15 protein-coding genes are annotated in these 14107 nt (G+C 64.3%); 5 read left to right on the plus strand and 10 right to left on the minus strand.

What is annotated here, in order from left to right; all coding sequences use genetic code 11:
• The 3 genes from JWR89_RS22605 to JWR89_RS22615 all read left to right on the plus strand — a co-directional run.
• Nucleotides 1-541 (plus strand): tripartite tricarboxylate transporter substrate binding protein (locus JWR89_RS22605; protein ID WP_299720322.1); only part of this gene is annotated, 541 nt, incomplete at its 5' end.
• 89 nt (nucleotides 542-630) lie between these two features.
• Nucleotides 631-1095 carry a hypothetical protein gene (locus JWR89_RS22610; protein ID WP_299720323.1) on the plus strand — a complete coding sequence of 155 codons (465 nt, stop codon included), beginning with the start codon at nucleotides 631-633 and terminating at the stop codon, nucleotides 1093-1095.
• Nucleotides 1096-1300: 205 nt separating this feature from the next.
• Nucleotides 1301-1477 (plus strand): hypothetical protein, encoded by a 177-nt coding sequence (locus JWR89_RS22615; protein ID WP_299720324.1) that lies wholly within the window; start codon nucleotides 1301-1303, stop codon nucleotides 1475-1477.
• Between the two features lie 31 nt (nucleotides 1478-1508).
• Here the strand turns inward: JWR89_RS22615 and JWR89_RS22620 are convergent, their stop codons facing one another.
• Nucleotides 1509-2216 (minus strand): glutathione S-transferase, encoded by a 708-nt coding sequence (locus tag JWR89_RS22620; RefSeq protein ID WP_299720325.1) that lies wholly within the window; start codon nucleotides 2214-2216, stop codon nucleotides 1509-1511.
• Between the two features lie 215 nt (nucleotides 2217-2431).
• Between JWR89_RS22620 and JWR89_RS22625 the strand changes: the two genes are divergently transcribed.
• Nucleotides 2432-4516 carry an EAL domain-containing protein gene (locus JWR89_RS22625; protein ID WP_299720326.1) on the plus strand — a complete coding sequence of 695 codons (2085 nt, stop codon included), beginning with the start codon at nucleotides 2432-2434 and terminating at the stop codon, nucleotides 4514-4516.
• A gap of 179 nt (nucleotides 4517-4695) precedes the next feature.
• Here JWR89_RS22625 and JWR89_RS22630 read toward each other — a convergent pair whose 3' ends face one another.
• The 9 genes from JWR89_RS22630 to flgB all read right to left on the minus strand — a co-directional run bounded on the left by JWR89_RS22630 (nucleotide 4696) and on the right by flgB (nucleotide 13069).
• Complete coding sequence (locus tag JWR89_RS22630; protein ID WP_299720327.1) at nucleotides 4696-5382, minus strand: lectin; 687 nt, start codon at nucleotides 5380-5382, stop codon at nucleotides 4696-4698.
• 172 nt (nucleotides 5383-5554) lie between these two features.
• Complete coding sequence (locus tag JWR89_RS22635) at nucleotides 5555-6544, minus strand: TIM44-like domain-containing protein (protein WP_299720328.1); 990 nt, start codon at nucleotides 6542-6544, stop codon at nucleotides 5555-5557.
• A gap of 264 nt (nucleotides 6545-6808) precedes the next feature.
• Nucleotides 6809-9388 carry a cell cycle histidine kinase CckA gene (cckA, locus tag JWR89_RS22640; RefSeq protein ID WP_299720329.1) on the minus strand — a complete coding sequence of 860 codons (2580 nt, stop codon included), beginning with the start codon at nucleotides 9386-9388 and terminating at the stop codon, nucleotides 6809-6811.
• 157 nt (nucleotides 9389-9545) lie between these two features.
• Entirely contained in the window at nucleotides 9546-10622 is a 1077-nt protein-coding gene (gene flhB, locus JWR89_RS22645) for a flagellar biosynthesis protein FlhB (protein ID WP_299720330.1), read from the minus strand.
• Nucleotides 10623-10642: 20 nt separating this feature from the next.
• A complete protein-coding gene (fliR, locus tag JWR89_RS22650; RefSeq protein ID WP_299720332.1) occupies nucleotides 10643-11413 on the minus strand; it encodes a flagellar biosynthetic protein FliR in 771 nt (256 codons plus the stop codon).
• 13 nt (nucleotides 11414-11426) lie between these two features.
• Nucleotides 11427-11690 carry a flagellar biosynthesis protein FliQ gene (gene fliQ, locus JWR89_RS22655; RefSeq protein WP_299720334.1) on the minus strand — a complete coding sequence of 88 codons (264 nt, stop codon included), beginning with the start codon at nucleotides 11688-11690 and terminating at the stop codon, nucleotides 11427-11429.
• A gap of 174 nt (nucleotides 11691-11864) precedes the next feature.
• A complete protein-coding gene (fliE, locus tag JWR89_RS22660; protein ID WP_299720336.1) occupies nucleotides 11865-12188 on the minus strand; it encodes a flagellar hook-basal body complex protein FliE in 324 nt (107 codons plus the stop codon).
• Nucleotides 12189-12204: 16 nt separating this feature from the next.
• The gene (gene flgC / locus JWR89_RS22665) at nucleotides 12205-12630 is read right to left on the minus strand and encodes a flagellar basal body rod protein FlgC (protein ID WP_299720338.1); all 426 of its coding nucleotides are present in this window, start codon (nucleotides 12628-12630) and stop codon (nucleotides 12205-12207) included.
• Between the two features lie 28 nt (nucleotides 12631-12658).
• Entirely contained in the window at nucleotides 12659-13069 is a 411-nt protein-coding gene (flgB, locus tag JWR89_RS22670; RefSeq protein WP_299720339.1) for a flagellar basal body rod protein FlgB, read from the minus strand.
• 385 nt (nucleotides 13070-13454) lie between these two features.
• Between flgB and JWR89_RS22675 the strand changes: the two genes are divergently transcribed.
• Nucleotides 13455-14107 (plus strand): flagellar biosynthetic protein FliO (locus JWR89_RS22675; protein WP_299720340.1); only part of this gene is annotated, 653 nt, incomplete at its 3' end.

Raw genomic sequence — 14107 nt, forward strand, 5'->3', positions numbered from 1 at the left:
CTGGGCCAAAGCGCAGAACGGCAAAGCCAGTTTCGCATCGTTCGGCAGTGGATCGTCGAACCACCTCGGCTTCGAGGTCCTCAAGCGCAAGCTCGGCATCGAGATCACCCATGTGCCCTACAAGGGCAGCGCACCGGCGATGAACGATCTCGTGGCCGGTCACGTCAACGCCATGCTCGGCGATCTGCAGAATGTCTCCGAACAGCTCAAAGGCGCTACGTTACGGCCGATCGCGGTCGCCAATGAAACGCGGCTGCCATCGATGCCGGATGTGCCGACGCTGAACGAACTCGGCCTCAGCGGCTTCACCTCGAAATCATGGTTCGGGGCGCTGGCGCGCAGGGAAACGCCGCCTGAGATCGTGGCCAAATGGAGCGACGCCTTCGCGGACGCGTTGAAGCGGCCCGCGACGCAGCAGCGCCTGGGTAGCCTCGGCATCGAACTGGTCGGCTCGACGCCCAAGCAGATGCAATCGTTTCTCACCAAGGAAGCCGCGAAGGCCGATGCCGCGGTGAAATTATCGGGTACGAAGATGGAATGAAGCGAGCGCAAAGGTCTCTACCGACTGCGAGAACAGCCCTCCTCTTGCACAAAGCCGCCGCCCGCGCTTTGATGATGCAAGGGGACTTCATGACACCAACATCCAGAATTCTGCTGCTTACGCTTCTCGCCACCATCGCGCTCGCCGCCACGCCGGCCCGCGCCGATCGCTGTGACGATATTGCCCGCCAGCTCAAGGGCCAGATTGACGGGATCAGTATCGGCCGCACCGCGGCCAATGTGATCTATCTCACCCATCCGGCCGCCAAGCAGGTCCGGCTCGGCTGCCCCAGCCGCAGCGTCACCAATGAGTTCTACGCCGCCGCCGACAGCCGCAAGCCGGCGCCAGCGTTCCTGAACCTGGTCGCCGGCGCCGCGGCGATCATCTTCACGATCCCGAAGCCGGACACGCTGAACGGCGCGACGCGCTGCATCGGCCGCATGGGCATTTTTCGCGGCGACGACGTCAAGCTGCGCTACCGGCGCCTCGACATGCGCTGCACCCGCAACAAGACCAGCGCGACGATCACGATTTCGCGCAGCAAGGATGAGTGAGGCCGAACTCGGCCGCAGGGTGGGTCACGCGACATGTGCGGCACCGTTCAGCTGCGGCTTTTACTCAAAGTATAGCTATATTCCGCCAACCTCGTTCACTACCATGTTGATCTCATCGCCATCCCTTCAAATTGCTTCGATCGATTCACCACTCCTTGTTGCGGCGCGCCCACGGTCGCCGGATTGATGCAACAGGGATATCAACATGAGTGCTTCGTCCGTGAGCGCCGCACCGGCGGTAACCAATGTAAAGCCGATCGAGGCCCAGCCGGCCCCCGTCAAGGCGAGTGACCGCGACAAGGACGACAGCCGCGTCGCCCCGCCGCCGCCACGCGCCGCGCTGCCGCCCGGCCAGGGCACCCGGATCGACCAGTTCGCCTGAACGATGGCCTGAACGACGACGGGGCGCTGGGTCACAGGTCCAGCGCCTTGTAATGCCGGAAGATGCCATCCTTGTTGAAGGCAATCCGGCGTTCGCTGGCTAGATAGGCCTTGATGTTCGGCCTGATCGCCACCTGGTCACGTAACGCGACCAGGCTGGGGATGTTGCGCTCGAACGCCTGCATCCGCTTCGGAAACGCGTAGCGCAGCCCCTCGACGATCTGGAACAGCGAGAGATCGACATAGGTCGCCTTGCGGCCGGTGATGTAGGCGCTGCCGCTTGCTGCCAGCAATCTCTCGAAGTAACCGAGATATTTCGGCACGCGTTCGTTCCAGAATTCCGCCGTCCGTTTCCTGGCCGGCCCCTTCTGGTCCTCGTAATATAGCGATACGCCGATCGGATGATGGGTGTCGTGCACCTCGGCGACGAAATCGCTAACCGTCAACTGCAACTGATGCAGCCATATCCGGCCCGCTTCCGCTTTCGGCGCCAGCCCGTGGCGCGGCCCGAGATAGTGCAGGATGTTGGCGGTCTGGCCGATCACGAGGCGGCCTGCTTTCAGGAATGGCGGCGCAAACGGCGGCGTGGGGCCGTTTCTCTCGATCATCTTCATCATCGCCGCGGTGCCACCCTTGCCGCGGGCCACATCCGCATAGTCGGCGCCGGCGTCTTCCAGCACCAGGCGAACATATTCGCCGCGGCCCTGGATGGTCGGCCAGTAGTAAAGCTCATATCGCATTGGAAACCCCACGTCGCTGCAGTATGGCGTTAAGAGATCGTGCCCGTTTTCGTTCAGCGCGTTGGTCGGCAGCCGTCGCAGCGCACTGTTCGCAGGAGGCTTTACGGTTCCTCAACGCTGATTCCTGTTCCAGCCGGCCAATGCCGCGTATCAGGACACCCGGGCACAACCAATTAAGCCCCCGCTTCGTACGATGATACGCAGGAGCGTGTCACATGCCACAAGATCAGACATTCATTTTTGTCATCCACCAGGTGCTGGTGCTCGTCGCCGGCGCCGTATGCCTGTTCGGCACCTGGGTCGGTATGCGCCATTTCGCCCGCGCCCGCGCCACCAAGGGCTCGACGCGCTATGGCTGGCTGTTCATGGCCTCGGTCGGCACCGGCGCAGCGCTATGGGCCTCCACTTTCATCTCGATCCTGGCGCTGGATCCGTCGCTAAACAGTGGCTTCGAGCTGGTGCCAACGGCGGCGACGCTGCCGATTGCCATCATCTCCTGCCTGGTCGGCTTTGAGATCGGGAGCCGGCACCGGCCCGCGCTGGCACCGGAACTCGGCGGCCTGGTGATGGGCGCCGGTATCCTGGCCATGAACTATATCGGACTCAAGGCCTGGCACATCTCGGGCACGACGCAGTTGAACAGCGCCGGCGTGGCGATCACCCTGCTGCTCGGCCTCGGGCTCAGCGCGCTGTCGGTCAACCGCGCTAACCGCCCGGTGACACGCTGGTGCCGCCATGGCGCCGCGGTCGTGCTGGCGTTCATGATCTGCGCCATGCATTACGCGCTGACCGTATCGGTCAACGCCGTGCCCGACATGGCGATCGCGCTGTCGCCTGAACTGGTGCCGGCGAAGATGCTCGGCGCCGGCGTGGTGCTGGCGGTGCTGCTGGTGATCGGCAGCGGTTTCTCGTCTTACATCATCGACCTCAAATCGCGCACCGAGTCCGCCGAACGCATTCACCAGTTGTCGTTCAACGACACCATGACCGGCCTGCCGAATCGCATCGCCTTCAACGAGCGGCTTTCGTTCGCGGCAGCCGAATCGCACGAACTTGCGCACAAGCTCGCGGCTTTCTCGATCGACCTCGACGGTTTCAAAGACGTCAACGACCTGTTCGGCCCCAGCGGCGGAGACCAACTGCTGATCGAGGTCGCCGACCGCATGCGTCGTGTGCTGGGTCCGGGCGAATTTTTGGCGCGGCAGAGCGGCGACGAATTTCTGGGCCTGCAGATGTCCGGCAACCATCCACACGATGCAAGAGCTTTCGCGGAACGCATCGCGCAGGCGCTGGCCAGGCCCTTCCAGCTGCAGGACCAGACCGTCACCCTCACCGCCTCGGTCGGCTACTCGATCTTTCCCACCGATACCAGGGAGCGCGACCAGTTGCTGAGCAATGCGAAGCTCGCGATGCATCGCGGCAAGAGCCAGCGGCGCGCGGCGATCTGCGCCTACGAGCGCGAGATGGACGACGCCGCCCGCGCCCGCCGCGCTCTGGCGCGCGACCTGCAGACTGCGGCAGAAAACGATGAACTGGAGCTGCACTACCAGTTGCAGACGACGCTCGATGACGGTGCGATCTGCGGCTCGGAGGCGCTGATGCGCTGGAATCACCCGAAGCGCGGCATGATTTCGCCAGCCGAGTTCATTCCACTGGCGGAAGAGACCGAGGCCATCATCGGCATGGGCGAATGGGCGCTGCGCAAAGCCTGCTTCGAAGCCGCCGCGGGTCGCCTGCCCGGCACCATCGCCGTGAACCTGTCACCGGTGCAGTTCTGCTGCGACGATCTCGCCGAGACCATTCATGGCATCCTGATCGAGACCGGGCTGTCGCCCAAGCGGCTGGAGATCGAGGTCACGGAATCCACGCTGATGTCGGACCAGACCCGCGGGCTGCACATCCTGCGCAAGCTGAAGTCGATGGGCATCTCGGTCGCGATGGACGATTTCGGCACCGGCCATTCGTCATTGGCGACGCTGCACGCATTTCCGTTCGACAAGATCAAGCTCGACCAGTCGTTCGTACGGCGGATTCCGGAAGACGCTGCCGCCTGCGCCATCGTTCGCACCGTGCTGGCGCTCGGCCGCAGCCTGAACACGCCGGTGCTCGCGGAAGGCATCGAGACCGATGCGCAGTGGCAATTCCTGCTGGATGAAGGCTGCCAGAAAGGCCAGGGCTATCTTTTCGCGCGCCCGATGCCGCTGGCGAAATTGCCGGCGGCGATGGAGGCGGCAAGGCAATTCGAGCGCAGCGAAGTGCCAGCAATTGTCGAGCAGGTTGCTGCCCTAGCAGTGGCTTAAGTTTTCTTGTCCCGGACGCGGTGCAGCGCAGGCGATGCGAAGCATCGCCGACAACGCTGCTCCGCAGATCCGGGACCGTTGCGGGCGCCGGCGCTTGGAACGGCCCCGGCTCTGCAGCGCACCACGACGCAAAGGCGTCGTAGCACACTGCGTCCGGGGCACGAACCCTTCAGCGAAACTCAATTCGCCGCGAAGCAGTACAACAACCCGTCGCCGCCGGTGCTCTTCAGGTCGGCTTGCGAACAGCCGCCATCCGGACCGCGCGAGGGATGCGACGTATTCCAGGACTTCGCCGGCGGCGTTTCGTCGAGGCCGGTGCGATCGGCATGGCCGAGCATGGCGGCGCCCTGGGTGCTGCTCGTCCAGTTCTTGCAGGTGCGATCGTCGGCGCCGGCAAAGGCGGTGCCGTCGGCCTGCGATCCGGTCAGGATGTCGTGACGGTTCGGCGTGTCGCCGCGGCCGTTGATGACTTCGCCCTTTTCGCTCAGCGCGGTCTGCTTGGAGAGGTTGTTGGCGCCGTGCAGCTCGGCGACGTCTTTTGCGATCACGACGCCCTTGGCATTCTTCCATGGCCCGGCACCGATGCGGTCGCGTGCATTGATCGCCGGCTTCCCGTCGGCGGCTTGGGTCGAGAGATAAGCGCGCCACGTCTTGGCGCCCGCGCCCGATGCCTGCGCCAGCGTCTGGCACTGGTTGTCGGCGCCGGCGAGACCGCCGAGATTGCCGCCATTGCCGATGCCGTTGCTGGTGACGAAGAAGCTGGTGTCGGCACCTTGAGCGGCGGCGGGGGGAATGGAAGCAAAGGCGACGGCGAGTGCGCCGGCGCACAGGCCGAGGCGCGAGATCGTGGTGAAGCGTGTGGGCATCGTATCCTCCAATATTTTTTTATGAGCCGCTACGTCGGCGCGGCACCGCATCAGATCAACACGGCGCCGCGCCCATTATTCCGCCGCTGCGGAAATGAAACGTGCGCTCGCGCCAAGAAAAAGGCGCCGCGGATGACCGCGGCGCCTCGCATTGACTTGATATCGCAGCGGCTCAGGCCTGCTGGATCGCCGACAGCTCCCAATTGGAACCGCGCGGCCGCACGAAGGTCCACACTTCCGTGGCTTCGATCGGCGTCTCGCTGCCGGCCACGAGGCGGTTGGTGCCGCGCTCCAGCGTCTTGTCGATCAGCGCGAAGCGCATCGCAACGGACGCGTAGTCGGTATCGCCCTCGCGCCAGGATTCGGCCAGATCGCCCTGCAGCAGCTTGACGTTCGACACCTTGTTGATGTCGTTCTTCGCCTTGTTCTCTTCGAGATCCTTGGTGAAGTACGAGACCATTTCGGGAGTCGCCAACGTGTGCAGCTTGGCCACGTCCTCGTCCGACCAGGCGGCCTGAACATCGCTCAGGAGCTTCTCGAACGCTTCGTAGTCGGCCGGCACGATTTCAAGCGGCGCGGCGTTGGCGCCGATGCCGAAACCGCTGCCATTGCGCGCATAGGTCTGGGCATTCTGGCCCGGGCCGACGTCAGGACCCGCGGCCGGGCCGGCATAGGCCGACGCGGTCTGGTTCGCATTGCGACGCTGCCACCACGACATCGCCAGGCGGACGACGATGATGACCAGGCCGACCTGCAGCAGCAGGCCGATGATTGACGAAATGCCGCCGAGGCCGGAGAACATGCCGCCACCGAATAGCATGCCAAGCAGACCGGCGCCGAGGAAGCCGGCGGCGAGGCCGCCAAGCATGCCCATGCCGGGCCGGTTGAAGAACCCGCCCTTGGCGGCCGCGCCCGCCGCGGCGGGGCCAGCCATGCCCGGCGAACCCGGCTGGGTCATGGTGCGATTGAACGGCTGCGCCGCGTTGGGAGCGGTGGACGTGCTGGGCGGCGCGGAGAAGGTGCGGGTGCCGCGCGAACCCGAGCTGCTGCCGCCGCCGACGCGGGCGTCGGCAGCAGAGACTGCAAGCATCAACGGCATCGCCACCGACAGGACGACGGCCATCGTCTTGACGAGGCCGCGCGTACGCATGGTGAAATTCATGGCTATTCCCTCAATCCCCGGCAGGGGGAAGCTTCGCTAAGATGGTGAGATCAGCCCAAAAAGGAAGCACTCATCTTCAATAATGGCTGCGGCCCTCGGTCGCGGGTGCGACAGTCGCTTAGTGGCGATTTTATGGTGCAGCGCGAATTTGCTATGGCCGGCGCTCCAGCCGTCGCGATAATCCGCGCAAATGTGGATGCGCGGCATTGCACCGGGCATGACGAACTCTGCAACCCGGCATGGTGGGGAATGCCCGCCGCCCCGTCACGACGGCGGCGTCATGGTTTCCTTGACCTTGGCGATCAGCGCGCTGAGCGCAAAGGGCTTGGCCAGGAATGCGAACTGCTCGTTCTCCGGCAGGCTCTTCTCGAAGGCTTCCTCGGCGTAGCCGGAGACGAAGATGATCTTGAGGTCGGGATTGCGCGCACGCATTTCCTTCAGCAGCGTCGGCCCGTCCATCTCCGGCATCACCACGTCGGAGACCACCAGATCGACCTTGCCGTCCTGCTCCTCCAGCACTTCCAGCGCCTCGATGCCGTTCGAGGCTTCAACGACGGTGTAGCCGCGCGAGCGCAGGCCGCGGGCGTTCAGCGAGCGCAGACCTTCTTCGTCCTCCACCAGCAGGATGGTGCCCTGCCCGGTCAGGTCGGCGCGCGGCTTGGCCTCGGCGGCCGCTTCCTTGGCGGCAGCGGCGACAACCGCGGGATCGGGCGCGACTTCCAGTTCCTGGTGATGCCGTGGCAGGAAGATCCGGAACGAGGTGCCCTTGCCCGCTTCGGAGTCGACATAGATGAAGCCGCCAGTCTGCTTGACGATGCCGTACACCGTCGAGAGCCCAAGGCCGGTGCCTTTGCCGACTTCCTTGGTGGAGAAGAACGGCTCGAATATCTTTTCGACGATGTCGGCGGGAATGCCGGTGCCGGTGTCGCTGACATCGATCCGTACATAGTCGGAAGGCGGCATGCCCTTGTAGGACAGCCGCTCGGCTTCCTGCGCCGACACGTTGACCGTGCGCACCGTCAGCGTGCCGCCGTCGGCCATCGCGTCGCGGGCATTGACCGCCAGATTGACGATGACCTGCTCGAATTGCGAAACATCGACTTTCACCGGCCACAGGTCGCGGCCGTGCACCAGGTCGAGCTTGACCTTCTCGCCGATCAGCCGGCGCAGCAGCATGGTGAGGTCGCTCAAGGCGTCGCCGAGATGCAGCACCTGCGGTCGCAGCGTCTGCCGGCGCGAGAACGCCAGCAACTGCCGCACCAACGTCGCGGCGCGCGTAGCGTTCTGCTTGATCTGCATGATGTCCTGGAACGACGGAACGGTCGGCTTGTGCGCGTTCAGCAGGAAGTCGTTGGCCATCATGATGGCGGACAGCACGTTGTTGAAGTCGTGGGCGATGCCGCCGGCGAGCTGGCCGACCATATCCATCTTCTGCGACTGGTTGATCTGGTTCTCGAGCGTGCGCCGCTCGGTGGTCTCCAGCATGTAGACGATGGCGGCTTCGGTCTCGCGCTCGTCCTCTTCCACGGCGGTGACGAAAAATTGCCCCCAGCGTTCCTTGGCGCCTTCGAGCAGCGCCTCGACCGGCGGGATATCGCCCTGGCCTTCGGCGGCATGGCCGATCGCCGATATCAGCAGACTGCGGTCGCGCTCGCTGACGGCGGACAGGATCGACTTGTTGACGGCGCCCGACGCGCTGAGGCTCTGCGCCAGCTTGGCGAAGCGGGCATTGCCGCGCACCACGGTGCCGCCGCGATCGACGGTGGCGATCGCCATCGGCGTATGATCGAAGAAGCGCATGAAGCGCACCTCGGCGGCGCGCTGCGGATCGGAGCGCTCGTCGCGGGCGCGGCTGATCACAAGGGTACGCGAGGCTCCGGGCACGCCGTCAGCGCCGAAAGCCAGCTTGTGGTAGAGCCGCACCGGCATGGTCTTGCCGTTGCGCATCCGTAGGTCGATGTCGAACACTTCGGTTTTGACTTCGCCGGGCACCGGCACGATCGAGGTCAGCAGCGAAGCGCCGTCCCCGGACACGATGTCGGTCAGCTTCAGGCCGCCGGAGCCGATTTCCGCCAGATCGTGGTCGAGCCAGTTTGCCAGGGTGGCGTTGACATAGACCAGCTCGCCCTTCGGATTGACCGAAAAGAAGCCGCACGGCGCATGGTCGAGATATTCGATGGCGTGCTGCAGTTCCTGAAATACGTCTTCCTGGCGCTCGCGATCCCGGGTGATATCGGCCACCGTCCACACCGTCGATTTTGCCTCGCGCTTGGAGGTGCCGAGCGGACGAACCCGCATGCGCAGCCAGCGGCCATGGCTGCTGCCGTCGGCGGCGGCGACCCGGACCTCCTCCTGCTGGCGCTTGCCCTCGCGGGACGCCTTGAGCAGGCGGAATACCGCTTCCGAGACGTCGGGATTGCCGATGAACACCCGCTCCACGGGCCGGGCCTCCTGCACGTTCGCCGCTCCCGTCAGCGCGAGATAGGCCACGTTGGCATAGACGACGTGGCCACGGACGTCGGTCACCGCGATGCCGTCGAAGGCGTGATCGGTCACCGAGCGCATGATCGGATCGTCATTGGAGCGATCGGCAAAGCGGACGATGCCCGCGGCAAAGGCGAACAGCGTGAACAGGCCGACCATTGCCAGCAGTGCCAGCAGGCCCAGAATATAAGGCTGCGCCTGGGTCCGCCCCAGCGTCATGAAACCCACCGCGGCAGCGATGATCGCCGCTGCAATCAACAATACCAGCACGATGCTGCCGCCACGCCGTGCCGGCTCATGCACCATCGGATTCGGCGCCGTCAGGGAGATCTGGCGCTCGTGGTCGGTCTCGGCGGTCATCGGACGGTTTGTCGCCTGTTTTCAACGGTGGCCGCGCGGGCTTGCGCGCCTCCTGAGTGCCTCAATCGGGCCGGCCAGCGCAAGCGCCGCGTCGGCCCGCTCACGGCCAATTCGCGGCGCGGCGGCGGGTTCCCCAGACTGATTCGGCAACGTCGCGTCACGTTCGTCGCCCGTTGAAGCCGCGCTTCAGACCCATCACGTAGCCGATGATTTCAGCGACCGCGTGGTAATGCTCGGTGGGGATTTCCTCGTCGACCTTGGTGGCGGCGTACAGCGCGCGGGCCAGCGGCACGTTTTCGACGATCGGAATGTCGTGTTTGCCGGCGACTTCCCGGATTTTCAGCGCGATGGCGTCCATGCCCTTGGCGACGCAGATCGGCGCGGTCATGCCGCGTTCGTAGGACAGTGCCACAGCGTAGTGGGTCGGGTTGGTGATGATCACGGAGGCCTTGGGCACCGCCGCCATCATGCGCTTCTTCATCATCTGATGACGCAACTGCCGGATCTTGCCCTTGATGTGAGGGTCGCCTTCGGACTGCTTGTACTCTTCCTTGACCTCCTGCAGCGTCATCTTCTGTTTCTCGTACCAGGTCCGGTACTGGAAGAAGAAGTCGGCGATCGCCACCGCCGAGAGCATGGCCACCACGGCGCTCATCAACTGCAGCGTCAGCGTCACGGTGGTGCCGAGGATCACGGTCGGATCGAAGCGGACCATCGCGTCGATACGAAAACGCTCCGGCCACAGCACCGCGCACATCACGGCGCCCAGCACGACGAGTTTGAACAGCCCTTTGAGAAAATTCGCCGCCGCCTGCTTGCCGAACAGCCGCTTGGCGCCTTCCATCGGCGAGATCTTGCTGAACTTCGGCGTCAGTCCCTCGGTCGAGAATACCATCTTGTGCTGAATCAGATTGCCGCCGACGGCCGCAATGATCAGAAACAGGAATGGCATTCCCATCGTCGACAGCACCGTGACGCACAGGCTCTTCACCAACGTCAGCAGTCCCGGCCCGTCGGTACGGATCATCCAGGAGTTCTGCAACAGGTTGCGGAACGGGACCTGCAGCCCGGTCCCGATCGAACTGCCGAACGACGACAGCACCAGCGTCGCGCCGGCCATCAGAAACCAGGTATTGACCTCCTGGCTCTTCGCAACGTCGCCCCGATCATGGGCGTCGTCGAGCCGTTTTTGCGTAGGGTCCTGTGTTTTCTCTGCGTCGCTGTCGTCAGACATGTCTGTGCTTTCGGATCACATCAGGTTCGGGGCATCATCTGGTGCATGACGCCGATGAAGTAATCGAGATAGGTGCCCATCATGGTCGCCAGCACCACGGCAAAGATCAGGAAGCCGATCATGATCGAAAGTGGCACGCCGACGAAATAGACCTGCATCTGCGGCATCAGGCGCGCCAGCACGCCGAGCCCGACGTTGAACACCAGGCCGAACACCAGGAACGGCGCGGCGAGCTGGGTGCCGATCTTGAACGCCGCTGCAAAGGCGTTGGTGGCAAGTTGCGCGACGTCTCCCGACGACATGATCTCGCCCGGCGCGAAGATCGCGTAGCTGTCGTTCAGCGCCGCGATCACCAGATGGTGCGTATCGGTGGCGAACAGCAGCGTGATGCCGAGGATGGTCAGGAAGTTGCCGATCAGCACGCCCTGCTGGCCCTGGGTCGGATCGACGGACGTCACGAACCCCAGGCCAAGTTGCTGGGCGATGATCGAACCGGCGACCTGCAGCGCCGACAACGTCACCCGCGCGGTGGCGCCGAGCACGATGCCGATGACGATCTCATGCACCATCAGCACCAACAGCGGCACGATCGAGCCGGTATCGACGTTATAGGCCGCGCGATGCAGCGGCAGAATGACCAGGGTCAGCATCAGCGCGATCGACAGCTTGGCCCGCGCCGGGATGTTGACCTCGCCGAGCCCCGGCAACAGCATCACCATCGTACCGATGCGGGCAAATACCAGCATGAAGGCGGCAGCAAGGGCGGGCAGAAGCGAGACATCGATGCGCATGGGGGATTGTGCATCACCCCCCGATGATTCGCGACGATATCCGCAGCATATAGCTCTGCAGCGCATCGCCCATGAATGGCAGCGCCAGCATCAAAGTGGCGAAAATCGCCAGGATCTTCGGCACGAACACCAGCGATTGTTCCTGGATCTGGGTCAGCGCCTGCACCAGCGACACCACGACGCCGACGACCAGGCCGACCACCATCAGCGGGCCGGACACCACGACGATGGTCCAGATCGCGTCGCGCGCGACGTCAAGAGTTTCGGGGCCGGTCATAGCAATTCCAATCTCAGATAGTTGCTTTCGTCATTGCGAGGAGCCCTTGCTGCGAAGCAATCCAGTTCTTGCCGAGCTGTGACAGTCTGGATTGCCGCGTCGCTTCGCTAAGGGGAAAGCCTATTGGCTTTCCCTGACCTCGCAATGACGGCAGCGAGGACGGGGCCTGCAGCCTCAGATCGGCATCTTCATGATGTCTTCGTAGGACTGGATGACGCGGTCGCGGACCGACACCAGCGTCGAGACGGCGACGTCGGTCTCGGCCACCGCCGTCACCACGTCCATCACATTGGCCTTGCCGTTGGTCATCGCGATGGTCTGTGCGTCGGACTTGCGGCCGGAATCCAGTACGCTGCCGATGGCGCCCTTCAGCATGTCACCAAACGACTGGCCGCCGCCCTCGGCGGCCTTGCCGATACCGGCGCCGACGCCGCCTCCGGCATCCATGATGCGGGCGAGACTTGCATAGGCGTTCGCGGCGACTGTGGGAGATGCCATGGCTCAGGTTTCCTGTTCAGGCCTTGAGAATATCGAGGGTGCGCTGGATCATCCGGCGCGTCGCGCTGATGATGTTGAGGTTGGCTTCGTACGAACGCTGCGCCTCTTTCATGTCGGTCATTTCGATCAGCGGATTGACGTTCGGGTATTTGACGTTGCCGGCGGCGTCCGCGACCGGGTTGCCGGGCTCGTACTTGACGCGGAACGTCGACATGTCCGGCCTGACGCGGCCGAGGCCGACGACCCTGGAATCGAGCGTGCGGTCGAGTACCGAGGTGAAGGAAGGCACCTTGCGGCGATACGGATCGCCGCCCGCCGTCTGCGAGGTCGATTCGGCGTTGGCAATGTTCTCCGAGAGCACGCGCATGCGGCCCGCTTGGGCGCGCAGGCCCGAGGTCGCGATGCCCATCGATTTCGTGAAGTCGCTGATGTCGTCTGCCATGTCGCGGTCTCCCTAAACGTCCGGTTCGTCAGCGCTTGCCGATGGCGGTCTTCAGCAGGCCGAGGCTGCGGGTGTAGAGTGAGGTCGCCGCCGCATAGTCCATCTGGTTGGCCGAGACCTTCATCATCTCGTCTTCCAGGTTGACGGCATTGCCGGATGGACGGCTCTCGTAGCTGCCCCGGCTGTTCGGCGCGAAACTGGAGCCGCCGCCCGACGGCATGATGTTGGTGCCGCTGGCGCGCATCATCGGGAGTTGCCCCATGGCGCCACCGGCGGCGGAATTGCCGATCTTGTCGAATTTCGGCGCCACGAGGTCCTGCGGCTTGAAGCCGGGGGTGTCGGAATTGGAGACGTTATCGGCCAGCACGCGCTGGCGCTCTTGGTGCCACTGCATTTTGGTGCGCAGCGCCGACAACATCGGCATGTCGCTGATTGCCATGGGGCTCTCTCCGCTCCGGCCCCAGGCGGATCGCCCTGAGCTAGGCAGAATTTGCCGCCCGCGTGGTTAATTTCGGGTTAATATTTGGCGGTAGTCGTTACCGAAACGTAAAGGAATGCTGCAAAACGCCGATTTCCGGCGCGGACCACCGTTTTTTCGCCCGATTCGGTGCGTTAACCAATGCCGACAGCGGGACGACGGGGCGGTAGAAGTCGTTTTGGCTGCAGCGATTCATGGTTTATTATTATGCAACGGCAGTTTTTGCCGTGGGGCGTTAACAGATAGGGCGTGCCTCGCGCTGCATTCGGCGTTTGCTGATACCCTTGCGGTCAGCTTGCGCCGAATCCATCCGCGACCAACGCGCTGTTTGGCTGGGGACTAGAGTATGCAGACACCGCTCACATTCTTCTTTGCCTTCGTGGTCGTACTGGCGCTGATCGGGCTGTCGGCCTGGCTGGTGCGCCGGTTCGCCGGCAACCGGCTCGGCACCAACGCGAGCCGCGGGCGGATGCCGCGACTGGCCGTGATCGATGCTGCCGCCGTCGACGGCCGCCGCCGTCTGGTGCTGGTCCGTCGCGACAATGTCGAGCATCTGCTAATGATCGGCGGCCCCACCGACATCGTCGTCGAGCCGAATATCGTCCGCGCCATTCCCGGCCGCGACCAGGCACAGTCGCGCGGCAATATCGGCAGTGAATTGCCGCCGCGCGGCGCATCGACGTCGGAAGCCGTCAACTGGGCCGACAATGACAGCAGCTTCGATCCCGAACCGCATTTGCCGGAGCCGTTGTCCCGCCCCGCCCGGCCGTCTTTCATCGACGAACCTCGCCGCCCCGTGGCACCGTTGCCGGAACGCCGCCCGGACCCGGTCGCCGCCTTCGTCCCGGAGCCTATGGTCCGCCCGGAGCCGCGAAACGAACCTCGCAGCGAGCCGGCGCCGCCGCGTCCGATGCCGCGCAGCGAAATGCCGCGCTCGGAATCGATGATGCCGCGGCCGCTGCGCGCGGAGCCACCGATCCGCACCACGCCGCCGCTGCG

It is taken from the genome of Tardiphaga sp. (assembly GCF_028290785.1).
GTDB lineage: Bacteria > Pseudomonadota > Alphaproteobacteria > Rhizobiales > Xanthobacteraceae > Tardiphaga.

Coding starts and splice junctions, on each gene's coding strand:
- fliR (WP_299720332.1), bottom strand. CDS start 11,413: ATGCGCATCGATGTCTCGCTTCTGCCCGCCCTTGCTGCCGCCTTCATG.
- fliE (WP_299720336.1), bottom strand. CDS start 12,188: ATGGCATCTCCCACAGTCGCCGCGAACGCCTATGCAAGTCTCGCCCGC.
- flhB (WP_299720330.1), bottom strand. CDS start 10,622: ATGTCTGACGACAGCGACGCAGAGAAAACACAGGACCCTACGCAAAAA.
- flgB (WP_299720339.1), bottom strand. CDS start 13,069: ATGGCAATCAGCGACATGCCGATGTTGTCGGCGCTGCGCACCAAAATG.
- JWR89_RS22615 (WP_299720324.1), top strand. CDS start 1,301: ATGAGTGCTTCGTCCGTGAGCGCCGCACCGGCGGTAACCAATGTAAAG.
- JWR89_RS22635 (WP_299720328.1), bottom strand. CDS start 6,544: ATGAATTTCACCATGCGTACGCGCGGCCTCGTCAAGACGATGGCCGTC.
- cckA (WP_299720329.1), bottom strand. CDS start 9,388: ATGACCGCCGAGACCGACCACGAGCGCCAGATCTCCCTGACGGCGCCG.
- JWR89_RS22610 (WP_299720323.1), top strand. CDS start 631: ATGACACCAACATCCAGAATTCTGCTGCTTACGCTTCTCGCCACCATC.
- JWR89_RS22620 (WP_299720325.1), bottom strand. CDS start 2,216: ATGCGATATGAGCTTTACTACTGGCCGACCATCCAGGGCCGCGGCGAA.
- JWR89_RS22630 (WP_299720327.1), bottom strand. CDS start 5,382: ATGCCCACACGCTTCACCACGATCTCGCGCCTCGGCCTGTGCGCCGGC.
- flgC (WP_299720338.1), bottom strand. CDS start 12,630: ATGGCAGACGACATCAGCGACTTCACGAAATCGATGGGCATCGCGACC.
- fliQ (WP_299720334.1), bottom strand. CDS start 11,690: ATGACCGGCCCCGAAACTCTTGACGTCGCGCGCGACGCGATCTGGACC.
- JWR89_RS22625 (WP_299720326.1), top strand. CDS start 2,432: ATGCCACAAGATCAGACATTCATTTTTGTCATCCACCAGGTGCTGGTG.